The following is a 22,339-nucleotide window of genomic DNA, read 5'->3' as shown; positions in this document are numbered from 1 at the left end:
AGTTTCCTTACCCTCGGTGCTGCGCTAGTCGAACAAAATCGGATACATCGAGCTTCTCGCCTCGCAGAGTCGGGTCAATCCCGGCACCTAGGAGGGCTTCTTCTGCTGCAGCTCCGGATCCGTAGTACCCGCTAAGTGCGGCCCTCAAAGTCTTGCGACGCTGAGCGAAGGCGGCGTCGATAAGCGGGAAAACCTGCGAGCGTAGTTCATCGCCGACCGGCCAAGGCTGCTCATCTTGAGCAAAAACATCAATGCGCACGAGTCCGGATTCGATTTTGGGAGCCGGCCAAAAAACGTTTTTCCCGATCGACCCGGCACGCCGCACAGCACCGTAGAACGATGCTTTCACGCTAGGAACGCCATACACTTTGGTGCCGGGTTGTGCTGCAAGGCGATCGGCGACTTCAGCTTGAACCATCACTAATACGCGCTGGATCGATGGGAAAATCTGCAAGAAATGTAGCAGCACCGGTACAGATACGTTATAAGGAAGGTTTGCCACCAACGCTGTAGGCTGATCGATCTCTTCCGGAGTTATCTGTAAAGCGTCTTTGTGCACCAGAGTAAGACGGTCTGCGAACATCGGGGCGCGTTCTGCCACGGTCATGGGAAGTTGTTCCGCCAAGCGCGGATCTATCTCCACGGCGGTCACGGAACGTGCCGTATCAAGTAATGCCAAGGTCAACGACCCTAGGCCAGGGCCAATCTCTACAACGTGGTCATCGGCAGTAAGGTCGGCTGCAGAAACGATCATCCGAACAGTATTGGGGTCATGCACAAAGTTCTGCCCCAATTTTTTTGTTGGTGTGACATCAAGCTTCTCTGCCAAATGCCTAATTTCGGCGGGGCCGAGAAGGCGCGCGTGATCGTTTTCTCCCATGGTCCTACAATTTACCTTCCGATGTTTGGTCACAGGAAAATACTCCCTGTATGCAAGGCATGCCCTTGCTACTAAAACGCGCCAGTGAAAACGCACCAACGCCGCCGGTTCGTGCTTCTTATAACCAGAAGACTAAACCGACGACGTTGAGTCGCACAGTGGCGTGCACGTTGTAAAATCTATTTTTCTACCTTAGCGCAGACCCATCTTGGAAGTGCAGGCAGGCCATGCGCCCCAACCTTGAGCAGCCTGCACTTTCTGCGCAACGGCAATCTGCTGTTCGCGGGTAGCCAGGTGAGCTCGCGGTGCATAAGCTGTGCCGCCAAAACCGGCCCACGTGGAGTCGGTGAACTGAAGTCCGCCAGAGAATCCGTTGCCAGTATTGATGGCCCAGTTACCAGTGGACTCGCACTGCGCAAGTTGGTCCCACACAGAACCGTTGGCTACCGCAGGAGCCGACGCTGCCTTCTTGGTTCCTCGCTTAATGGTAGCTGCAACAGCTGGGGTAATGACCTTTTCATCTATGACCTCGTTGGCGGTCTCCTCACCATTAACCTTGGTCACTTTGCGGGTTACAGTGCGCTCGCCTGGCGTTCCAGCAGAGACTTCAGCTTCCTCCCCCTCTGGAAGTTCCGCATCATCAACGTAGTTCGCAGGCTCACCAAAAGGCTCGTTGGCAACGACTTCTTGGATATCTACGCGGTCGATTTTGACGTCCATGTTCTTAGTCACGGGCGCATCCAAAGCTGGAGTCACGATGTCATCGTTATCAACCTTGATGCCACGTTCTGCAAGAACGTCCTTGACAGTTGCCGCCGCGATCTGGGTAAAGACCGTCTTTCCCGCATCTGTCACGGAGATGATCTTTGGCGTCACTACGTCTAAAGACAATCCCTCGCGAGGGATCTTGGAATCCTTGTCCATGTTCAGCGCGGCAGCTGAAAGCGTGGCGTTGACTCCATCCAACTGCTCAAAGAGCTCTTCGACGGTCGTCGCGTTTGTGGTGAGGTCCTTTTCCACGCCGTCAATGGCTACCGAGACCTGTTTGGACGTCCGAACCGTAATCGTGTCTTGATTGCTGATCTTCTCAGTCAGCCCAGGATAAACGATGTCTTTGTCACCAACGGTTACGCCGGCTTTACTTAGCGCTTCTTCTACCGTGTCAGACATGGTGGCAAGAGAAAGTTGTTCGCCATTGACGTCGACGGTGATGTCCTTTTTCACTTGAGTGACGGCGACACCCCCTACTGCCAGGGAGGCCAGAACACCACCCGTTGCTAGGCGCAGCGGAATGGATCTCGAAGAATTGACTCGATTAATTCTCGACTTTTGGCGGGTTCCCACGTGTTCACTTCTCTTTGCTTTTCGACGACATTTCGCACCAGCCACAGCCGGCTTTACTTAGCACTCCGCACATATTTTGTATGTATGGAAATTTTCCATCGGGGGCGAAGCACATCGATCGGGCTACGTTTCAGTCAGCATCGATCCAACACACGAAAAATAACAATACGGTAACAAGCGCAGCTTGTCGAACTAAAACGACAAAAAAGTGTGAACTAGTTGATTCAACTCACAAAAATCAAACCACATAGTTCACACCTCCCCCATCGATACCCCACTACCCGCCCTATCAGAAGATCTAGCTCACTTAAAAGCCACCGCTATGTTCTGCGCCTCACTAGGAGGGGATTCCATAGACACGGTGAAAAGTCTCCCGCACTCCGGCAGCGAAATCTTCCACGCTCATGTTTTTAGACTGAGCAGCGCACAGTGCCGTATGCCCAATAAACGCCGGCTCATTCCGAGCCCCGCGATAAGGCTCTGGCGTCATATAGGGCGCATCCGTTTCAATAAGGATCTGCGCTAGCGGCGCACGTCGCACAGCTTCTCGTAATTCATCGTTTCGTTTAAACGTCAGGTTCCCCGCAAAACTGAGAACATAACCCCGGTCCAATGCTTCCTGCGCCACAGCAAGCGGCGAAGAAAAACAATGCAAGATGGTCTCGTGTGGAGTGGGCGCGTCCGCAAGGATACGCAACAACTCCTCATCCCCTTCCCGGTTATGAATCATCAACGCCTTGCCGCTGGAAACTGCAAGATCAATATGCCAACGCAACGCCTCTTCTTGCACTTCCAGACTTGCTGTGGTCTCAGGCGCATGGGTTATCCAATATGTATCAATTCCGGTTTCTCCAATAGCCACGCACCGGGGATCCTGAGCCATCTGAGTAAGACGCTCGCGCGCCGCCTCATCCAACTCGTTAGCACGGGTCGGATGAATCGCACAGGCGGCAAACACTCGCTCATGCGACTGTGCAGCGCTCAGCGCCAGTTCGGCCTCAGCGAGCCCATCCCCTACGGTGCATAGCTTATCGACGCCGCCAGCCACCGCCCGAGCCACAATCGCATCGACTTCCTCAGACGTGCGGGCTCCGCAAGAAGCAAGGTGCGTGTGGGCGTCGATAAGCCCCTCAAGGCCTTCCACCGGCACTGGTACTGGACGAGGTTTCTTTTTACCCATGCGCACCAGTTTACGACGAAGGCGCCCACCTCCCGCGGTTCTGCGAATGATGGGCGCCTTTACTGGTCTAGTGAGCGATCGGTGCCCATTCTGGGCCAGTCTCTCCTAGCTCTGGATCCAATTTAGCGATCAGCGGCTTAGGCTTAGACAAAGCGGTCCCTGGGACGGCATCTACGCGTGCCCAGCGCGCTTGTTGCGACGCATAATCACCCATAATCACGGGATATGTTTGACCGCTAGCAGGAATGCCCACGCCAACCGGTTCCACTGGCATGTCGTCGGTGACCTCTACGATCTGCGGCTTTGCTGCCCACACACCGTCGCGACCCAATGTCTCGTGCACCTGCTGGGAAATATGCGGCAGATAAGGGGTCAGCAGCACGTTGCAGTCTGAAACCACCTGCAACGCCGTCCACAAAACGGTGGCCAGGCGCTCGCGCTGAGTTTCGTCTTTAGCCAGTTTCCACGGTTCTTGTTCCGCAATGTAGGCATTCGCTTCGCCCACCACATGCATCGCATGAGTAATTCCCTGCTTGAAACGCGAGTGTGCGAGGGCTTCCCCGACGATATCGAAGGCTTCAGCGGAAAGGTTAAGGATCCGTTGATCCGATTCGCTCAGCTCTCCCGGGGTTGGAACCTCTCCGAAATTCTTGTGAGCCATGGAAACAGTGCGGTTAACAAGATTGCCCCAGCCGTTGGCTAGCTCATTGTTGACGCGACGAACAAACTCATCCCATGTGAAGTCAGTGTCGTTATTCTCTGGGCCTGCAACAGCGATGAAATATCGCAGTGGATCCGGACCAAACTCTTTAAGGAAGTCCTTGACATAGATGACGATGCCTTTAGATGAGGAGAACTTAGAACCGGACATGGTGAGGAACTCAGACGACACCACTTCCGTAGGAAGGTTAAGCTCCCCGAAGGTATGCACCTTACCGGCCCTCGCACCCTTTCCTTGATAGCCCAGAAGCTCAGCCGGCCAGATCTGAGAGTGGAAAGTGATGTTGTCTTTGCCCATGAAGTAATAGCTTGAGGCCGCGGGATCTGTCCACCATGCCTTCCACGCATCTGGGTTTCCAGTGCGATAAGCCCATTCAATCGACGCAGAGAGGTAACCAACAACCGCGTCGAACCACACGTAGAGCTTTTTAGCGCCGTTGTCTTCCCAGCCTTCCACCGGGATAGGAATTCCCCAATCGATGTCGCGGCTCATGGCTCGTGGACGCAGATCTTCCAAGAGGTTCAAAGAGAATTTGAGCACGTTCGGGCGCCAATCTTGGCGCTCCTTAAGCCAATCGGCCAGGGCATCTGCCAACGCAGGAAGATCAAGAAGGAAGTGCTCAGTTTCAATAAACTGTGGAGTTTCGCCGTTGATTTTTGAGACTGGGTTAATCAGATCTGCCGGGTCCAATTGATTGCCGCAGTTATCGCACTGATCGCCACGCGCTCCGTCTGCTCCACAGATGGGACATGTCCCCTCAATGTAGCGGTCAGGAAGCGTACGCCCAGTAGAAGGAGAAACCGCCCCCATGGTGGTCTCTTTCATCATGTAGCCGTTCTCATAAAGCCCTTTAAAGAGCTCCTGCACAACCGCATAGTGATTTCGCGTGGTGGTACGAGTAAAGAGGTCATAGGATAGCCCCAGACCCGCGAGGTCTTCAACGATCTGGCGGTTATACCGATCAGCGAGCTCTTTGACAGACACTCCCTCTTTATCTGCCTGCACTAAAAGTGGCGTACCGTGCTCATCCGTTCCTGAGACCATGAGGACGTCTGCTCCGGACATTCGCTGATAGCGAGCAAAAACGTCGGAGGGGACACCAAACCCTGCCACATGTCCAATGTGGCGAGGTCCATTGGCATAAGGCCAAGCAACAGAAACGAGCACACGGTTAGTCATGGTTACTTACCTTAATTTATCTATGCCCGTCCGCGTGATTCGAGGACCGCATCATAGAGTTCTTTCTTACTCACACCGTGTTCCTGAGCCACAGCTGCGCTTGCTTCTTTTAGCCGTTTACCTGCGCTAACAAGACTTTCTACGAGATCTACGATCTCGCGAACATCCGTTATCTCTTTCTGCCGAGCTCCCTCAATAACAACGCTGATTTCTCCTTTCACACCAGCGCTAGCCCACTGAGCAAGCTCCCTTAGCCCGCCTCTTTTCACTTCCTCATATGTTTTAGTCAGTTCTCGTGTCACGGCTGCACGACGATCATCGCCAAGAATCTCTGCTGCAGCGGCGAGGGTGTCTGCAATGCGGTGTGGAGACTCAAAGAAACACACCGATCGTTTTTCGTTTTTCAATGACTCTAACCAGGCTTTTCTCTGCCCTTGCTTGCGTGGAGCAAAACCATCAAAGGCAAAGTGCCCCACGCGCAGTCCCGATAGCGCTAAGGCCGTAGGAACAGCCGAAGGTCCGGGGAAGCATGTCACGGGAATCCCCGCTTCATGTGCTGCTTCCACGACGGGAAAACCGGGATCTGAAACGATAGGCATCCCCGCATCTGTGACCACCACCACTGACTGCGTTCGAGCTAGATCGACAAGGTATTGAGCACGATCCGACTCATTGTGGTCAAAATTGCTCACGACTTTGCCGGTAATTTCTACCCCTAGTGCCGCTGCTAGAGCGCGAGTCCGCCGAGTGTCTTCTGCTGCAATCACATCAGCGTGAGCCAATGCCTGAATAAGTCGAAATGAGGCATCCCCGATGTTTCCCAGAGGAGTAGCCACCACAATAATCCCACGAGGTAACGGTGCTAGAGCATCCCATATAGCTGATGCACTCGACGCAATCTGAGAAGTCGGTTCCTCAATACTCATGCTTCTTAGTCTCGCACAAACCACAGATTTTTCCGCTTCTTCCTACTGAGGCTCTCCCCGTACATACAGCAACGGCCTCATCTGATCCCGTATAGGAAGATCAGATGAGGCCAATGACTTTTAGTGTCCTGCGCTTTTATACCGTAGGCAACGTTGTTTTTGGAGCATCAGTTTCGGGCGTTTCTTGAGGTGAATCCTCAGCAGCTGGTTCTGCCGGAACCTCCACAGACGATTCTGTTTGGGAATCTTCCTTGTCCGCTTCTTGCTCCGGTTCGTGGAAAGTACTCAGGTCTTCCAGCTCGCTCATGGGACGAGCATGCGATGGCAATCCCAAAGTGGTCTCTTCCACGCTGATAGTGGAATCTGTAAATTCCACTGGCTGATAAGAAAATTCGTTATTTTCCTCAAACAGCTTTTCTGCAGGTGTCTCGGAATCTGGGGCGGATTCATCCACAAATTCATCCCGAAGGCTCTCTGTGAGCTCTTCTCGCTCCAGATTGGATTCGGTGGTGTAGCGATCCAACAAGCGAGCTTGCTTGGAACTAAATCGCTGAGTTGGGTCCAGCTTCCTACGGAACAGGTCATGAATTTTTTCACGACGCTCGCGTTCCTCACGGATCTTGGCAAACCCGCGTATCCATGCACCAGCAACAACAACCACAAGAAGAATTCCTAGGTATCCCAGCGTGGGGTATACCAAACCAACCAGCTTTTTAAAGCCTAGGAAGGACATACCGAAACCGACGAGACAAGATAGCACGTAGAACAGGTAGAACCGCTTCTGGTGCTTAGCCGTCAGGCGTTTGGCAAAGGCATAGAACAAGCCCAACGTGGTATTGAAAATCATTCCGATGATAATGAAGGACATGATCGTGCCCAGAATCGGATGAATCTCATTAACAATGGTGAGCATAGGGACGTCGTCGCCCGCAACCTTGTCTGCGGAACGGAACAGTGCCAGCGCAGCGAACGTCAGCATAACGCCAAAGACCAGGCCACCAAGCAGACCGCCAAGACCGGCTGCATGGGTGTCAAAACTATTGCCACCAATGATGATGGCCATAGAAACACCCATCATGAGAGCTAGGCCGACGTAGTTCAACGCAGACAACGTCCAGTGTGGCGTAGCACCGTTAATAGTGGAGGCAGCCGCATTGAGTGACTCCGTATCAGCGTCGCTAGTGGCCAATGCATAGACGATTGCAATGCCCGCAATGATAATAATCAACGGGGTAATCGCACCGATAACGTTGGTGATCTTGTCTACGTCGAGAAGCCCAGCTAGCAGCACTAGTACCAGCATCAGTACAGTTCCCACCCAGATGGGCAGTCCAAACTGCTGGTTGAGGTTCGACCCTGAACCTGCAAACATCACCACGCCTGTGGCAAACAGCGTAATAAGCACCGAAATGTCGAGGATACGGGCAATAATGGGGTGCGAAATGCTGGTGAGCACTGAACCGTGGTCGTTAGCAAGGAAGTAACTACCCAGCTGGATAGAGGCCATACCAGTCAGCGCCATGATCAGTCCAGCGAGTGCCGCACCTATGATTCCCATCGTTCCAAAGGCCACAAAGTACTGAAGTACTTCCTGCCCTGTGGCGAATCCCGCACCGATAACGATGCCGACAAAAGCCATAGCGATGGTGATTGATTTTTTGAGCATGGTGAAGTGCTCATTCCTTTCAACAATGATAAAAATTTCCGCTCACATGCTGTATGTGCATCGGAAAAGCATTCTTAGTGCGGCACTATATGCGCGCAGGCGTGGGAGGCGGCAAACTCTATCGTTCATGCCGCCCCCTGCACAATGGGTTTTACGAGGTTTTGGAGGCTTTGGCAGCAGGTGTGCGCTTTTTATCATGGCGCACCTTGCGTTTCACTTGTGCACGTCGTTTCTTCTCATGCTCAAGGTGAATTCGACGCTCGCGGGCAAGGCGCGAAGCAAACCGCTGCTGTTCACGATAATCAAGGTAGATTTCATCGTTGCGCAAATCTTTGAGGATCGCAAACATAAGCAACACTATGACGATCAGGAACGGGCTAGCAGCGATAATCGTAATGTTTTGCAGATTGCTCAACACATCGTCGCCACCGGTGATCAACATAGTCATTCCGATCAATGCGACCAAAATGCCCCAGGCAGCAGATACATACTTATTGGCATCGGTCTGTCCGCTCTGACTCATGGACCCCATAACGGTAGACGCGGAATCTGCAGAAGTAATAAAGAAGGTTGCCAACAAGATCACTGCAATTATTCCGGCGATCTGACCGCCTGGAAGAGAATGCAGTAGGTCAAAAAGTTGATATTCCGCAGAGCCGTCACCATAGATGGATTTACCCTGCTGCTCCATGTGAATAGCTGTGCCACCAAAAATGGCAAACCAGACGATGGACACCGCAGATGGGATGAGCGTGACGCCAAAAATGAACTCACGAATCGTGCGTCCGCGAGAAATACGAGCCAAGAACATTCCCACAAACGGGCTCCATGAAATCCACCAGGACCAGTAGAAGATGGTCCAAGATCCTAGCCATTCTCCTGCTGTACCGTCGGCGGATTCTGCAGTGCGCCCAATCATCTCAAAGAAATTAGATAGATAAGCACCGATCGATCCAGGAATAAGGTTAAGAATAGTAACCGTTGGCCCCAGTACGAATACAAAAAGTGCTACTAAGGCTGCCAACACCATATTTGTGTTGGAAATATATTGGATGCCCTTGCCTACGCCAGACATCGCAGAGAGCAAATATGCCAAGGTAAGCACGGAGACAATAGCGATAATGGTGCTCATACCAGGATTAGTGATCACGCCCGCGGCGTCTAGACCAGCGCTAATCTGTGTAGCACCAATTCCTAGAGAGCAGGCTGTACCAAAGATCGTGGCGATAATCGCCAAAATATCTACGATTCTTCCAACCCAGCCCTTTGCTCCTTTTTCACCAATCAACGGGGTGAAGGCAGAGCTCAACAGCTGCCTACGGCCTAGTCGGAACGTGCTATAAGCAATCGCCAGACCAAAAATGCCGTAGATGGCCCAAGGATGCAGAGTCCAGTGCAGCAACGTGGTGCTCATAGCGTGCCCCACGTGGCGCGGCTCATGGTTGGGAACACCGTTGAGGTAATTGCCCAAAGGCTCCGAAGCGCCATAGAACATCAGACCGATTCCCATACCCGCTGCAAACATCATGGCTATCCATGAAACGGTAGAGAATTCTGGGGCTTCGTCGTTACGCCCTAGTTTGATCGTGCCAAAGTTGCTGACTGCAATCACTATGGCAAAAACAAGGAAAACTGTGGTGAAGAAAATGAAGGCCCAGCCAAAGTCGCTCACAACAAAGCTCAGCGCGTCACTGGCAAAGGTGGAAAAGCTTGAGGTGCCAAAGATGCCCCACAGCACCACGGCAAGGACGATGACAAAGGCCGGGATGGTGACCTTCCAGTCAATTCGGGCCTCAGAATCTTCTCCCTCAAATGTGATTTTTTCTTCGGGTAGGTTCGAGGCCGCGCTGATTTTGTCTTCACCCGAGATCATCGCTGCTAACTGTGCGGTCGCACTAGTAGCGCCTGCGGAGTTCGACTCGTTATCCTTTCCGCTACCACGCCCAACCTCTTCTGTTGTTGGATTCGTGACGTTGTGGTTTTGGTCGGAAGAATCAGCAGTGATGGATGAATCTGAGTGATCCACCGAAGCACCTGATGTCTCCTCTGGATCAGGACTCTGCGCCAAAGTACTCGCAGAACCCTGTGCGCTGCTGTGATCAACAGCGCTATCCTTTGGATCAAAATGTTCGGAATCGGTCATATATCCATCATGTCTGTTAAATTTTTCGAATCAAATGCATAGGGCCGTAATACCCGGACTTACGCGAACGATAGGCCTCAAAGGGCCTCTCTCCGCACCACTACAAAGCCCCAGCAAGACACCTAAAAAACAGCGGTTATGACATTTTCACAAATTACAAAATGGTAACAATTCTTGCCGGCTCTAAGAAAAGCCCGTTTTCCGGGCAAACCCGGTCGTTTTTTTGGGGACCACCCAACACTTCTTTTCTCATGGGCACAGCCATAATCCCAAGAAGTTCATACCAGTTCTCCTACTTTCCCACCCCTTAGTTATTGGCATGAACCTGACACGATCCCAGACTGGGATGAACAGGCGACCTTTAGTTCTGTTACCCATGCGCAATAGAATGTCCCCGTGACCTCTCCTAGAAATCATGCAGATGATCGCGACTCTGCAGCACCGCATCCTCCGTCAGGAACTTCTCCACACGACGATACGGGCTGTCAACACGATGCGACTGCCACAGGAGTGCTCGATAGCGATCCACCGATAACAACTGGTTCAATGCCTCCGAGGCAACGTCGAAAAGCTCTTTTTCCCGGCAGGTTTACGCATTTTCCCGCTCCCTCTCCGCGGCGCAGATATCGTTGGAGAAGGATCGATACGATCTCAACGCTCATCATTGCTGTTTTAGCCTTGGTGACACGTTTTTTAGGAATCACTACCGCCACTGCTTCCCATACCCCGGTGTTTGATGAGAAACACTACGTGCCCCAGGCCTGGGACATAGTGGAATCTTGGATTAACCCCATCACTGGTGGCATCGAGTCGAACCCCGGTTACGGGCTCGTAGTGCATCCCCCGTTAGCAAAGCAACTGATAGCTATCGGCGAATGGCTTTTTGGTTACTCACCCCTGGGCTGGCGCCTCATCCCTGCGCTCTGTGGCACCGCTGTGGTACTTCTCACTATGGCTATCGCTCGGCAGTTGAGCGGCTCTCCTTTTGTCGCTTTTTGCGCAGGCCTCCTTGCAGTTGTGGACGGTGTGCTCGTTGTCACCTCACGTTTTGGAATGCTCGACATCATCCAGGTTCTCTTTATCGTGGCCGCTGCCTGGGCGCTGATTCGCGATCATCAGCAAATGGAAGATCGCATGTATCAAGCCTGGTCTGCAGGGTTGCTCACCGAACCTGGAGTCCGGTCGGGGTTTCGCTGGTGGCGGTTCGCCACAGGCGTCTTCCTAGGCTGTGCGCTATCAGTAAAGTGGTCCGGCCTGTACTACATGGCTTTCTTTGGTGTCATGATAGTTATCCTCGATGCTTTTCGACGCCGCCGCTACGGGGTGCGTCACCCCTGGAGCGAAGCTACGCTTTTCGACGCCATCCCCTCTTTCCTATCGCTGGTCATAGTTCCCGTAGCGCTATACGTGTGGAGCTGGAGGGCCTGGTTTGCATCCGAAACTTCTGTGTACAGACACGCTGCTACTGATGGCACCATAGAGACGTCGAGCTGGCTTCACCATCTTCCTGAAGCCATCGCAGGGTGGTTGTATTACCACCAGAGCGTCCTGGCGTTCCATGCCTCGCTCACCACATCCAACGGACACAGCCACCCTTGGGATTCCAAACCCTGGTCCTGGCTCGCGGCAACACGCCCGATTTTGTATTACTCCTCCACAAATATTCAGTGTGGAGAAAACACATGTCGTCGGATGATCTATCTTTTTGGAACGCCTGTAATTTGGTGGCTGACGGTGCCGATTTTATGCTGGGCTCTCTGGCGCATGGTGATCCACAAAGATCTGCGCTTCCTCATTCCTTTTGTGGCGTTCCAAGCGGGGTTCCTCCCATGGGTAGCAAGCTATGACCGACAAATGTATTTCTTCTACGCCACAGCGCTCGTGCCTTTTACCATCGTTATCATTTCTCTTACTTTGGGTACGGTCTATGGTCGAGGCGCCGAGCTTCAGTGGAGAAAGCTACAACGCATCGGCATCCCCCACCTCACGGTCGGGTCACTCACAGTAATTCTTTACTTAGCCCTCGCCGTAGCTATGTTCTGCTATTTCTCCCCTATCATCTACGGAATCCGCATCTCTGACAGCTACTTTAACCAGATCATGTGGTTAAACAGCTGGCGATAAGACAATAAAAGACCACCCGTACTCCTACTACCAGTAGGAGTACGGGTGGTCTTCCTTTTTAGGAATGCGGCGAAGCCGTGAGCGATCGTATCCCCTGTGAGACTATCGCCCAGCCTTTATGCGATAACCATGACCACAACAAACACAGCACGGACAAGAAAAGAAGCCCCAGCTGCAACGCAGAAGAACCAGAAAGCTCGCCAAGTATTAGCTCTTTAGCGCTCAATCCAAAGCTAAAAGTCCATAATGCACCGAATAATGGTAGCAGCCCTCCTGTGATACGCGGCTGCCATGCTGCAAAGAAAAGACCAAAAGCTAAGGCACAGCGGGTAGCGGCAGCCTCCGACAAGAGTCTTTCATGCACGGCATCGATCTGCCCTAATGCATCGTTAGCATGTGCTCCTGATTGGACAAGCAACACTATTGCCCATGCGGCCCAGCCCACGCCTACTAGCACCATGGCAACTCGCGCTAAAGCTAAGTTCCAGGCTCTCGTCGCGGCTTGTTGGCGCCACATAGGCTCTACACCAGCCAGAATGGCTTCAGATAAGTCAGGGGCACTCTCTCGTTCTGTCGCATCCCCGAAAGCGAGCGAACGATTAAAGCGAGCAGCTTCCTCATAGAACGCACGGCATTCTAAGCACGTAGATAGATGTGCATCGATAACGTCATCGTCGATCCCAGTGGGTTCGCCATCGAGCCTAGCGGACAGCGCCGCTTGCACTTGATCACAGGTCAGCACGGGTCAAAACCCCATCAAGACTTGCGCGTCCAGCGCCAAAGACGACAATCATAAACAGCGCCACAACCATGACGAGCGGATACTCTATCCCGTTGTTTACAACAAAGAGCCCCTCGGTGAGATGAACAAAATAAAGAGCAGCGCACACCAGCAAAGCCAGGGCACCCGCCACAAAAGTGGTCAACATACCCACGACCAATAGTGAGCCACCCACCAACTCGCTGACCGCGGTGAGATAGGCAGATAACTTAGGCTGTGGCACCCCGGCCGCGCTAAATTGCCCTGTTGTCTCTACAATCCCTGTGCGGAAAAACTTGTCAAAGCCATGGGCTACAAAAACGAGTCCTAGCACGAGTCTTAGCAGTAAAAGAGCTATATCTCTAACTATCGGTTGATCCATTACCAGAGTGCCTTTGGGGTCAAATTAGCTTACGCGGCGCGGTTGCTCATAATGATTGAGTCCCGAAGGATCGGAATCATTAAGGGGCGAGCGAATGCTCTCAAGGAATTCAAAATCTGGGCTGTCATCATCGATTTCTAGTACAACAGCTCCCGGGCGACGCAGACGGTGTGGTATACCCAGTTCCTCATCAGCCACGTTCCGAACACCTAGACGTGCCCTACGCAACTGTCGAATACGCCGTTGCCTCAAACGCTGCTCAGCCCTGACTTGCTGCCGCAACGCCCAAAGGTAGAAGGAAGTGAGCGCAACAACCACCGCAGTAGCGGCCCATGCCCACCCTCCTACTGAGACAGAAAGGACCAACGCCAATACCAGGGCGACTCCCAGGCCTCCTATGGTGCGGCGTCGCCTCTGATAGAGATCAGCACGTTTACGTGCATCAGCTTGTGGGTCCCATCCGCCGCGGGCACTTCTATGAGCAGCAAACTGTATTTCTTCCTCAGTCAGCTCAGAATCGCCAGCTACCAAGTAGTCCTCGGAATCCGCGAAAGTCTCCGCAGTATCGTGCTCAACGAGCAGGTATTCCTCATCCTCCACGTCCACGGGAGCAGGAGCAGACTGTGGCGTCTCCGTCGGGTACATGAGATCGTCAGGAGAATAATAGGAGTCATCGATCTCGTAGCGCTCGTTCTCATCCTCAAAGCCCTCAGAGGTTTCTGCGACTTCGCTGGCTAAGCCAGCTGCAGTATCAGCATCCTCTATGGCTTCTTCCGCCTCATCTGCCGGCGCTACAGCAGAATCATCTGCGGCTGGAATTTCTTTGACCAACTCGCCGTCCACGATCGCTGCATGCGTCTTGTTCTGCTTGGAAGAAAATTTCCCGGCAGCGTTAGTAAAAATAGAACCCAGCGTCTTATCGGAGGGTTCGTCGATCAAGGCATCCTCGACGTCATCCACTTGAACGAGTTCGTACTTTTCTTCATCCTCGTGGGAGTCAAAATGATGCGCTCGCACGTCGCTGGACTTTACGCGGGGACGGCGTCGCCCCTGTAGCTCTTCGCTTCCCCCCTCGTACACCACTCGGGTGTCGTCGAAGGCCTCGCCGGCCTTTCTAATGGGTTTTTGGCCGCGGAGCAGCCACGGTGCCAGCACAAACAACCACACCAAGACGATGAGGACGATGACCACGGTTCCGGACACGGGGTTTGCCTTTCGATGAGTTGGACGATGTGCAGCGATAGGCCATTCTCTACCCTGCGCGTAGTACACAACGATAGAGGGAGCGACCAAAAGGATGATCGCAGATCAAAGTAAGCCCACGTTCAACTTGTAGTCCTTCAGAGTATCGCTTTATCTAGCCGCTAGGAGGAGGCGCGCCGGTAACCACGTTTGTTCATCAGGCGGGTAACCGCATCCTGATGAAATTCATCATCAGTGAGAGCGACAAGAAAGTGATCGCGCCACTCCCCAAAAATATGCAGGTTGCGTTGCAGATATCCTTCTTCTCTGAAGCCATTAGCCTCAAGAATTTTGCGAGAAGCCACATTTTCCGGCAAGAAAGTAGCCGTCACCCTATGCAGACCCACTCGTTTAAAAGCGTGATCCACTCCCAAACCGCATGCTGCAGTGGCGATTCCTTGCCCCGCGTAGGAGCTATGGACCCAGTAACCTATCCAGCATTCAGAAATAGCACCGTACTGAATCCCGCCTAGCGTAAGCTGTCCCACAAATTTTCCCTCAAGCTCGATCGCAAAAGGTACTGCGTTACCCATATCCGCAAGCTGCCTTATAGAGAAGAAAAAACTCCGCCACATGCGCGACGAATGCGCGGTTTCCCACGAGTCCACAACTGTAGGTTCTACCGGCTCAAGGATCTCTCGATCGGAAAGTCGCATCATGCGCCAGGAAGCGCCGTCGCTAAGCTGCAATGGTCGAAGCCGCACTGACTTTTCTTGAGTCGCAGAAGTGCCGGGAAGTATAAGAGTCTCTGTGTATTCGCCCCAGCCGGGATGCACTGGGTCGACGGGGCCGCGCGCTGGACGGGGCTGGCGCCCAAAGCGGTTAAGCAAAAAGGACATGTGCGGGTTCTGCTATTTCTTAGCGGTTCTGAGAAAGAAAGATGACTTCAACGATATCGCCAGGCCTCACGTCGGCTGCGCCTTCTGGAATCTTGATCATGGCGTTAGCCTCAGACAATCCTGCAAGCAGATGCGCAGGAGTACCATCGGCGCCACCGAGACCTTCTACCAGATAGTCTTGCGTTTCTGCGTCACGCATGAGGCGTGCCCTGATGAACCCTCTGCGCCCAAGCTTTGAGCCCACATAGTTCAACGCGCGCGCCTTCACTGTCCGACGCTGAGCATTCCGCTTGCCTAGGCTCAACCGCACCACCGGACGGATAAACATCTCAAAAATCACGAGTGCAGAGACGGTGTTACTGGGCAAAAGGAATACTGGAATCTGATGATCACCGAGCAGTCCAAACCCCTGAACAGAACCTGGGTGCATAGCCACTCGCGTCGTATCAATATCACCTAAGTCACTGAGAACCCTGCGTATTTCTTCTGCCCCGGATCCGCCAACTGCACCCGAGATCACGATGATCTCGCTGCGCATCATGTGAGACTCCACGATGTCACGTAGTCGTCGAGGCTCCCCTGCTGCAATGCCCACGCGGTGTACGTCGGCACCTGCATCACGCCCTGCAGCGGCAAGTGCATACGAGTTGACATCAAAGACCTGGCCGAGACTAGGTTCTCTATCGATATCTACAAGTTCATGACCCACAGAAATAACCGACATGCGGGGGCGCGGATAAACGAGCACCTTAGAGCGTCCGACGGCAGCTAGAAGACCGATATGAGCTGGGCCAAGGATCGCACCAGAGCTTACGGCTACGTCTCCGGGGCGGATATCGTCGCCCACTTTGCGTACAAATTCCCCCGAACGCACAGGTCGATTCGCAATCATTCGCTTTCGTCCGCGATCAGTCCATTCTAATGGGATCACGGCATCCGAAAGCGTAGGAAGTGGTGCGCCCGTATGTACTCGCACTGCTTGTTTGGGTTGTAGGCGTAGCGGACGCTGCGAGCCTGCGGCTACTTCACCAACCACAGGAAGGGACGTTTCCGTGGGCACTGGCCTGGGCTCTGGGGCTCTGCCAAGGCCGCGCTCACCACCGACATCCACGGCACGCACCGCATAACCATCGATAGCTGCTTGGTTGAAGTTGGGTAGCGCCCGAGTTGCTTGCACTTCCTCGGCGCACATGAGTCCCAAGGCCTCAGCGATAGCAATTCGCACCGGCTCAGGCGCAACTGCGGCCTCCGTGACGAGGGCTAGCTGCTGCTCAACTGTGCGCACATCTACTCCTTAGCACCGTGACTTGCAAATATTCCCCATACCATGTGGCCGTCAAACTACGCATGCGCAATTCTTTACCGCAGACGTAGCGTTTCACCATATCTTAAGTGCGAAAGCTCAAAGCTAGCCGGAATATTCTTTTACATCCTTACAACTTTAGTTGACGCTGACTTAAGAAGTCGTACTGATTGCCTCAACGTGCTTCTTCGCTCAGGCAATCAGTTTTCCGTCAACAGCACGGTTTTACCCGATAGGTTAGGCGCCGTGTTCTTCCAGGATCTTTCGGAGAGCCTTTTTTAAGTGGGGACCATACACTGGGTCGCTCAGCCCAAAGTCAACGACAGCCGGTATATATCCACCAGGATTACCAAGGTCATGTCGCTTTCCATCGTGCACGAGGATGTGTACGGGATGGCCTTCGTCGATAAGCAAATCGATGGCATCCGTGAGCTGCAATTCACCGCCAGCGCCTGGCTTAATCCTGCGTAGGGCGTCGAAAATAGCCCGGTCCAGCAGATAGCGACCAGTCGCTACAAAATTTGAGGGTGCTTCATCTACAGAAGGTTTCTCCACCATTCCTTTGACTTTTTTGACGTGATAAGGCCCCTCGTATGTGCTCTCATCAATCTCAAAAACACCGTAGTTATAGACTTCTTCCTCCGGAACTTCAAAGGCGCACAGGACAGATCCGCCTAGTTGTTCTCGTACCTCAACCATCTTTTCCACAACGCCACGCGGGAGCACGAGGTCATCGGGAAGCATGACGGCTACGGCATCTTCATCCGGATCAAGGACTGATTCCGCCAAACCGACGGCGTGCCCGAGGCCAAGTGGTTTTTCCTGCACTACAGATACCGGAGCAATAAGTTCAGAGGCGTGGACCACTTTCTCATATTGTTCCGTTTTTCCCCGACTTTGCAGGGTCTCTTCAAGCACGGGGAATCGCTTAAAGTGCTCCATAACTTCCTGTTTATTAGGAGCTGTAATCACTGCGAGTCGAGTCGCACCCAACTGAGCTGCTTCTTCTGCAATCAGTTCAATGCCTGGAGTATCCACCACTGGCAACAGCTCTTTAGGAACCGTTTTTGTGGCCGGAAGGAATCTCGTTCCCATGCCAGCAGCAGGAACGATGACAGTCTTTACCGCGGCGCGCGTACTGTCTTGAGCTTCTTGAGGCTGCTTCATGCAGACAAGAGTACATCCGGCGCTTAGTTCTCCCCAGTTCCGCCACCTGAGATAAAGAAGTTTCTTTGCATTCTCACTGTTTTGCCAAAAGCGTATAGCTTCTCGACGCCTCTGCGCTAGCATGTATCCCATGTCAGCTGGACAGTTCGATGCTTACAAAGCACAAGAGCTTGCTTCCCTAAAACAACAAAAACGCCGGGAGCTATCCCGCGCACGTCAGCAACTCCAGCCCTCGCAACTGGCAAGTTTTAACCACACAATCATGAAGCACCTCACCGCTTTAATAAAGAAGCTCGATGCTACAAAGGTTGCTGCCTACTGCGCAGACCCTCAGGAACCAGGCGGCACTGACCTAGTCCCGACCCTTTCTCTTCTCGGCATGTCCCTATGGCTACCAGTCTCACGACCTCAAGGAATCTTGGAATGGGGCCTCTACACGCATCCAGACTCACTCAAACCCGGAGCTTTTGGCATTCTCGAGCCTGCGGGACCGTATCGCCCTAGCCGCGATGTGCTGCCCACGTTGGATCTCATCGTGGTTCCAGCCCTCGGAGCTACTCCTGAGGGAATACGGATCGGAAAAGGCGCTGGTTATTACGATCGAGCGTTAGAAGGCTCCCACACCCCCACCGTTCTCCTCCTCTTCGATTCGGAGATAGACCCCACTATCCCTTATGAAGCCCACGACGCACTCACCGACTTCATCATCACCCCCTCAGGAACCAGCACCCACCGATAAACAGTCAAATAGGACATGACATCCTTTTTGACGACATTGCGCACTCCGAGTTTTCGACGGAGCATACTTTTACGCCGTTTCTTTGCAGGTATCCTCTGCCTGCTTGCCGCTGCCATAACAGTGCGCCAACACCATGAACCTCACACAACGGTGTTTCGCTACAGCCGGGATATTCATCTGGGCGATCTTATTGAACACAAAGACCTCCAACCCATGTCCATTCCCACGCGCTTCCTCCCCGAGAACGCATTAACGCCAGCGGAATCCGCACAAGTTTCACACCAATCAAATTCCAACCCATCACACACTGCACCCACACCACCCCCGGATATTTTTCCTTTAGGCCCGGAGAAAAGCACTCGCAGAATTGCCATTTCCGCACGTCCACGCGGCGCAATTGCGGTGCAGACCGACTTTTTACCACCCTCCCAAGACATAGCCAGTGTGATAAATAGCACAGCAAAAGATCAGGGAGAGGCACTTAACTTAGTGCCTGTTCGGCTTGCTCAGCCGAATCTCAGCCGCCTATTGCACCCAGGAGACCGCGTAGACCTCATTACGTCCGAGTCCACACCCGACTCTGATTCCGTAGTAGCTGCAGGTGGATTAGTAATATTCGTCCCGGAATCAGGGCCAGATAAGCAAACGAATCGTGAACACAGCGCTCTTATCGCTTTTCCAAAACCTGAGGCCCAGCTAGTCGCAGCAGCAACATTGCTAAAGCCCATGTCAGTTATTATCACCGGAACTCGAACCCAAACCCGGTAAAAGAGTTTCCATCAAGCATATGCGCTAGAACACTATCGGTATTTCCATTAGCCTGAGCAGAGTCAAGTTTTGAAAAGAGGAATTATGCTCAAAGGTTTTAAAGACTTCATTCTCCGCGGAAACGTAGTCGAGCTGGCAGTCGCCGTCGTTATTGGTACCGCTTTTACCGCAATCGTTACCGCATTCACCAACCACCTCATCAACCCTCTGATTGCTTCCCTCGGTGGTGCAGATGTTTCCGGTCTCGGTTTCCACATCCGCTCCGGCAATGAAGCCACTTTCTTGGACTTCGGTGCCGTCATTACCGCAGCACTTAACTTCATCATCATTGCAGCCGTTGTGTACTTTATCCTGGTTGCTCCTATGAACAAGCTCAATGAGATGGCTGCTAAGCGCAAGGGTATCCAGGAAGAAGAGGAAGCTCCTGCTTCCATCGAGGCAGAGTTGCTTGAAGAAATCCGCGATCTCCTGAAGAACCAGAGAAACGGTACCCTCTAAAAGAGGTTAAATACCGCGCATAAAAGTGGAGCCGACCTTCAGCAGGTCGGCTCCACTTTTATTGTCATTATTACGCCCCATAATGCGGCGGCATTTGTTCTTTCCAAAAAGATACATCGGCATGGCTAGGAGGAATTGGCTCTCCATCCAGTGCTACAAAACGCTCATCGTCAGCGCTACTGGCTACACTAACGTTCTGGGGCGCAGAGTCTGCGGATCTATCGTAATCTTTCGCCGAAGACTCTTTAAAAACCCGCCGTCGTTTCCTGGTCGTCATTATTAGTTCTTCCACCTAGTCAACAGAATAGCTACGCAACTGATCGATAAGGTGATGAACAAGAGGAGCCAGGGTTGCCATACCATCCCGAATCGCCGCGCGGGAAGGTGCAAGATTCACGATTACTGTAGAGCCCGATACTCCAGAAATGCCACGAGACACACAGGCGTCCACTGCCCCACACGCCAAGCCAGAAGAACGTAAAGCTTGAGCAATACCTGGAACATTTTGGTCCAATACGTCTCGTGTAGCTTCGGGCGTTCTATCGCGAGGACCCACCCCAGTACCGCCCACGGTAAGCACTAAATCGACGCCACCGACCACCCCAGTCTCAATAGCCTTGCGGATCTGTGATTCCTTTGATTTCACCTCCACTACTCCATCGACGCTAAACGTAGCTTCAGTCAGCAACTCCGTAAGGAGTCGATCAGTATCCTCACCCGAACTAATCGTGTGGTCGCTGACTAGAACTATTAGAGCGCGGCGGGGAGCGTCGAAAAGCACTGTCTCTTCGGCCTCATGAGCACGAAAAAACTCCTCATCAGGCTCGCCGATATCTAAAATATCGCGATCAATGAGCTCCGGCGTGGGTATTCCGTCAATAGATGTGCTCATCATGGCCTTTCTTGCAGCAAAAACACTCAACGCAGATAGCTAGCGTTTTAAGGGGAAAGAGGCGAGGCATTGTCCTCTCATGACTCTTGTTTTAAAACTACTCACTAGTCAACGTGACGTCTACAGTTCGTGGATTCTCGCCGTTTTCATTAACAACAGTCAGTTTAACGGTGGAACCGAAATCGCTGCTGCGCACTGCTGCGATAAGCGCGTCGGCACTATCCACGACGCGGCCATTGATCTTAGTAATTATCTCGCCGGGCTTTAAACCTGCTTTGCTGCCCGGATCACCTTCCGTCACATCCGCGATAACTGCGCCTTTCACTCGAGCGTTAGAGACGAGTTGGATGCCAATCATAGGCTGTGTGGCTTTGCCTGTCTCAATCAACTGTGCGGCAACGCGTCGTGCAAAATTAGAGGGGATAGCAAAACCAAGCCCGATGGAACCTGCCCGCGGCGCACCCGCTTGTGGCTGGCGCTGACTTAAAGAAGCGATAACAGAGTTCACACCGATCTGATTTCCATCCGAATCCACCAAAGGACCACCGGAATTACCTGGGTTGATCGCAGCATCAGTTTGAACTGCATCTATGAGTGAAGACTGCCCCGTCTCAGACCCGCCAGCACGGACAGGCCGGTTCAGGGCCGATACGATGCCCGACGTCACCGTCGCGGACAATCCAAGAGGAGAACCAATAGCAACAACCTGTTGGCCTACCTGTAGTTTGCTGGAATCACCAAAATTCATCACTGGCAGCCCTGAAGCTCCCTTAATTTTTATGACAGCCACATCTGTATTCGGGTCTCCAGCAACAAACTCAGCATCATGCGTCGAGCCGTCATTCATGGCCACAGAAACCTTTGCTCGGCCTGAGCTAGCTTCTGCCACTACGTGGTTATTGGTCATGACATAACCGTCTTCTGAAATGATGGAACCCGAGCCTTCGGAGGATCCAGTTTCTGTTGTAACGGTAATCGACACCACGGAAGGCAACACCTTAGCAGCTACCGATTGCACCGAACCTGCCGGAGCGGTCTTGTTTGTTGTATCTGCGACAGGCTGTTTCAGTGATTCGACAACCGTCGACTTAGTGTTATTGGTGCTCACCTTTGAGGCATACACGCCTGTAATAGAACCGGCGGCTACCGCTGCAACCAGTGCAAGCGCTGTTGCAGCGCCCAATCCGATTTTCTTTTTCTCCTTAACAGGTTGCTCCGCGACCAGTGCCTCACCATCCAGCATCTGCTGCTGGGGTGGCTGCGAAGTCCCCTGCGTGTAAGTGGGATTCGCTTCTTGAGGCCCAACGCCATGTGACGGAGTCCCCTGCATAACGGACTCTTCAGCCGTAGAAGAAGTATTCATCGCATAAGGATTCTGAACCTGATCAAACTGTCGGGTCTCAGACACTGGAGTCTCTGAGTTTTTCCCAACGTAAGGATTATGTTGGTAACTATTATTCTGTCCAGTATCCTGCCCAGGCTGAGGGCTCTGCTCACTGTTATTCGCTGCAGAGTTGAAATCTTTGCCAAAGCTATTGGTGTTATCGGTGCCAAATTGATTAGTCATGGTGATAACTATGCAACCA

Annotated in this window: 20 protein-coding genes; 4 read left to right on the top strand and 16 right to left on the bottom strand. The window is 52.7% G+C overall.

What is annotated here, in order from left to right; translation table 11 throughout:
* Nucleotides 1-7: 7 nt before the first annotated feature.
* The 7 genes from rsmA to CULFRC11_RS03575 form a co-directional block, all read right to left on the bottom strand.
* Nucleotides 8-880: a 16S rRNA (adenine(1518)-N(6)/adenine(1519)-N(6))-dimethyltransferase RsmA gene (rsmA, locus tag CULFRC11_RS03605; RefSeq protein ID WP_023635395.1), complete on the bottom strand. Its 873-nt coding sequence runs from the start codon at nucleotides 878-880 to the stop codon at nucleotides 8-10.
* A 192-nt stretch (nucleotides 881-1,072) separates the two neighbouring features.
* The gene (locus tag CULFRC11_RS03600; protein WP_013911105.1) at nucleotides 1,073-2,224 is read right to left on the bottom strand and encodes a resuscitation-promoting factor; all 1,152 of its coding nucleotides are present in this window, start codon (nucleotides 2,222-2,224) and stop codon (nucleotides 1,073-1,075) included.
* A 337-nt stretch (nucleotides 2,225-2,561) separates the two neighbouring features.
* On the bottom strand, nucleotides 2,562-3,404 hold the full coding sequence (locus CULFRC11_RS03595; RefSeq protein ID WP_023635394.1) for a TatD family hydrolase: 843 nt from the start codon (nucleotides 3,402-3,404) through the stop codon (nucleotides 2,562-2,564).
* 67 nt (nucleotides 3,405-3,471) lie between these two features.
* Nucleotides 3,472-5,304, bottom strand: a complete 1,833-nt coding sequence (metG, locus tag CULFRC11_RS03590; protein WP_023635393.1) for a methionine--tRNA ligase — start codon at nucleotides 5,302-5,304, stop codon at nucleotides 3,472-3,474.
* 20 nt (nucleotides 5,305-5,324) lie between these two features.
* On the bottom strand, nucleotides 5,325-6,230 hold the full coding sequence (gene rsmI, locus CULFRC11_RS03585; RefSeq protein WP_023635392.1) for a 16S rRNA (cytidine(1402)-2'-O)-methyltransferase: 906 nt from the start codon (nucleotides 6,228-6,230) through the stop codon (nucleotides 5,325-5,327).
* Between the two features lie 136 nt (nucleotides 6,231-6,366).
* Nucleotides 6,367-7,896 (bottom strand): YkvI family membrane protein, encoded by a 1,530-nt coding sequence (locus tag CULFRC11_RS03580; protein ID WP_023635391.1) that lies wholly within the window; start codon nucleotides 7,894-7,896, stop codon nucleotides 6,367-6,369.
* 151 nt (nucleotides 7,897-8,047) lie between these two features.
* Nucleotides 8,048-10,039, bottom strand: coding sequence for a BCCT family transporter (locus CULFRC11_RS03575; protein ID WP_023635390.1), 1,992 nt, complete (start codon nucleotides 10,037-10,039; stop codon nucleotides 8,048-8,050).
* Between the two features lie 396 nt (nucleotides 10,040-10,435).
* Here CULFRC11_RS03575 and CULFRC11_RS03570 point away from each other — a divergent pair, with 396 nt between their 5' ends.
* On the top strand, nucleotides 10,436-12,163 hold the full coding sequence (locus tag CULFRC11_RS03570; protein ID WP_023635389.1) for a protein O-mannosyltransferase: 1,728 nt from the start codon (nucleotides 10,436-10,438) through the stop codon (nucleotides 12,161-12,163).
* Between the two features lie 58 nt (nucleotides 12,164-12,221).
* On the opposite strand, the gene CULFRC11_RS03565 is transcribed toward CULFRC11_RS03570, so the two are convergent.
* The 6 genes from CULFRC11_RS03565 to CULFRC11_RS03540 all read right to left on the bottom strand — a co-directional run bounded on the left by CULFRC11_RS03565 (nucleotide 12,222) and on the right by CULFRC11_RS03540 (nucleotide 17,856).
* Nucleotides 12,222-12,905 carry a zf-HC2 domain-containing protein gene (locus CULFRC11_RS03565; protein WP_023635388.1) on the bottom strand — a complete coding sequence of 228 codons (684 nt, stop codon included), beginning with the start codon at nucleotides 12,903-12,905 and terminating at the stop codon, nucleotides 12,222-12,224.
* Nucleotides 12,892-13,305 (bottom strand): DoxX family protein, encoded by a 414-nt coding sequence (locus CULFRC11_RS03560; RefSeq protein ID WP_023635387.1) that lies wholly within the window; start codon nucleotides 13,303-13,305, stop codon nucleotides 12,892-12,894. Before CULFRC11_RS03560 ends, CULFRC11_RS03565 begins: the two co-directional genes overlap by 14 nt.
* 24 nt (nucleotides 13,306-13,329) lie before the next feature.
* On the bottom strand, nucleotides 13,330-14,508 hold the full coding sequence (gene sepX / locus CULFRC11_RS03555; RefSeq protein WP_031270144.1) for a divisome protein SepX/GlpR: 1,179 nt from the start codon (nucleotides 14,506-14,508) through the stop codon (nucleotides 13,330-13,332).
* Nucleotides 14,509-14,669: 161 nt separating this feature from the next.
* Entirely contained in the window at nucleotides 14,670-15,386 is a 717-nt protein-coding gene (locus CULFRC11_RS03550; RefSeq protein ID WP_023635385.1) for a GNAT family N-acetyltransferase, read from the bottom strand.
* A 19-nt stretch (nucleotides 15,387-15,405) separates the two neighbouring features.
* Entirely contained in the window at nucleotides 15,406-16,671 is a 1,266-nt protein-coding gene (glp, locus tag CULFRC11_RS03545) for a molybdotransferase-like divisome protein Glp (RefSeq protein WP_013911094.1), read from the bottom strand.
* Between the two features lie 255 nt (nucleotides 16,672-16,926).
* A complete protein-coding gene (locus tag CULFRC11_RS03540; RefSeq protein ID WP_023635384.1) occupies nucleotides 16,927-17,856 on the bottom strand; it encodes a UTP--glucose-1-phosphate uridylyltransferase in 930 nt (309 codons plus the stop codon).
* Between the two features lie 130 nt (nucleotides 17,857-17,986).
* Here CULFRC11_RS03540 and CULFRC11_RS03535 point away from each other — a divergent pair, with 130 nt between their 5' ends.
* The 3 genes from CULFRC11_RS03535 (at nucleotide 17,987) to mscL (ending at nucleotide 19,861) form a co-directional block, all read left to right on the top strand.
* Nucleotides 17,987-18,595: a 5-formyltetrahydrofolate cyclo-ligase gene (locus tag CULFRC11_RS03535; RefSeq protein WP_031270141.1), complete on the top strand. Its 609-nt coding sequence runs from the start codon at nucleotides 17,987-17,989 to the stop codon at nucleotides 18,593-18,595.
* Nucleotides 18,596-18,610: 15 nt separating this feature from the next.
* Entirely contained in the window at nucleotides 18,611-19,363 is a 753-nt protein-coding gene (locus CULFRC11_RS11450; protein ID WP_023635382.1) for a hypothetical protein, read from the top strand.
* Between the two features lie 84 nt (nucleotides 19,364-19,447).
* Complete coding sequence (gene mscL / locus CULFRC11_RS03525; RefSeq protein WP_023635381.1) at nucleotides 19,448-19,861, top strand: large conductance mechanosensitive channel protein MscL; 414 nt, start codon at nucleotides 19,448-19,450, stop codon at nucleotides 19,859-19,861.
* A gap of 70 nt (nucleotides 19,862-19,931) precedes the next feature.
* On the opposite strand, the gene CULFRC11_RS11005 is transcribed toward mscL, so the two are convergent.
* From CULFRC11_RS11005 to CULFRC11_RS03515, 3 genes are all read right to left on the bottom strand, one after another.
* Complete coding sequence (locus tag CULFRC11_RS11005) at nucleotides 19,932-20,138, bottom strand: hypothetical protein (protein WP_080669058.1); 207 nt, start codon at nucleotides 20,136-20,138, stop codon at nucleotides 19,932-19,934.
* A 15-nt stretch (nucleotides 20,139-20,153) separates the two neighbouring features.
* Complete coding sequence (locus tag CULFRC11_RS03520; protein WP_014836156.1) at nucleotides 20,154-20,753, bottom strand: MogA/MoaB family molybdenum cofactor biosynthesis protein; 600 nt, start codon at nucleotides 20,751-20,753, stop codon at nucleotides 20,154-20,156.
* Nucleotides 20,754-20,850: 97 nt separating this feature from the next.
* Complete coding sequence (locus CULFRC11_RS03515; protein ID WP_023635380.1) at nucleotides 20,851-22,320, bottom strand: S1C family serine protease; 1,470 nt, start codon at nucleotides 22,318-22,320, stop codon at nucleotides 20,851-20,853.
* Nucleotides 22,321-22,339 lie beyond the last annotated feature (19 nt).

It is taken from the genome of Corynebacterium ulcerans (genome assembly GCF_000767685.1).
Taxonomy (GTDB): Bacteria; Actinomycetota; Actinomycetes; order Mycobacteriales; family Mycobacteriaceae; genus Corynebacterium; species Corynebacterium ulcerans.
The sequence above is the reverse complement of the archived record's forward strand: the minus strand, read 5'-3'. Positions and strand labels throughout refer to the sequence as shown.

Bases quoted from the DNA above. Each gene is read 5' to 3' on its own strand.
- mscL (WP_023635381.1), top strand. From the start codon at position 19,448: ATGCTCAAAGGTTTTAAAGACTTCATTCTCCGCGGAAACGTAGTCGAG.
- metG (WP_023635393.1), bottom strand. From the start codon at position 5,304: ATGACTAACCGTGTGCTCGTTTCTGTTGCTTGGCCTTATGCCAATGGA.
- CULFRC11_RS03575 (WP_023635390.1), bottom strand. From the start codon at position 10,039: ATGACCGATTCCGAACATTTTGATCCAAAGGATAGCGCTGTTGATCAC.
- CULFRC11_RS11450 (WP_023635382.1), top strand. From the start codon at position 18,611: ATGACATCCTTTTTGACGACATTGCGCACTCCGAGTTTTCGACGGAGC.
- CULFRC11_RS03520 (WP_014836156.1), bottom strand. From the start codon at position 20,753: ATGAGCACATCTATTGACGGAATACCCACGCCGGAGCTCATTGATCGC.
- rsmA (WP_023635395.1), bottom strand. From the start codon at position 880: ATGGGAGAAAACGATCACGCGCGCCTTCTCGGCCCCGCCGAAATTAGG.
- CULFRC11_RS03540 (WP_023635384.1), bottom strand. From the start codon at position 17,856: ATGAAGCAGCCTCAAGAAGCTCAAGACAGTACGCGCGCCGCGGTAAAG.
- CULFRC11_RS03550 (WP_023635385.1), bottom strand. From the start codon at position 15,386: ATGTCCTTTTTGCTTAACCGCTTTGGGCGCCAGCCCCGTCCAGCGCGC.
- CULFRC11_RS03560 (WP_023635387.1), bottom strand. From the start codon at position 13,305: ATGGATCAACCGATAGTTAGAGATATAGCTCTTTTACTGCTAAGACTC.
- CULFRC11_RS03595 (WP_023635394.1), bottom strand. From the start codon at position 3,404: ATGGGTAAAAAGAAACCTCGTCCAGTACCAGTGCCGGTGGAAGGCCTT.
- CULFRC11_RS11005 (WP_080669058.1), bottom strand. From the start codon at position 20,138: ATGACGACCAGGAAACGACGGCGGGTTTTTAAAGAGTCTTCGGCGAAA.
- CULFRC11_RS03535 (WP_031270141.1), top strand. From the start codon at position 17,987: ATGTCAGCTGGACAGTTCGATGCTTACAAAGCACAAGAGCTTGCTTCC.
- CULFRC11_RS03515 (WP_023635380.1), bottom strand. From the start codon at position 22,320: ATGACTAATCAATTTGGCACCGATAACACCAATAGCTTTGGCAAAGAT.
- rsmI (WP_023635392.1), bottom strand. From the start codon at position 6,230: ATGAGTATTGAGGAACCGACTTCTCAGATTGCGTCGAGTGCATCAGCT.
- CULFRC11_RS03580 (WP_023635391.1), bottom strand. From the start codon at position 7,896: ATGCTCAAAAAATCAATCACCATCGCTATGGCTTTTGTCGGCATCGTT.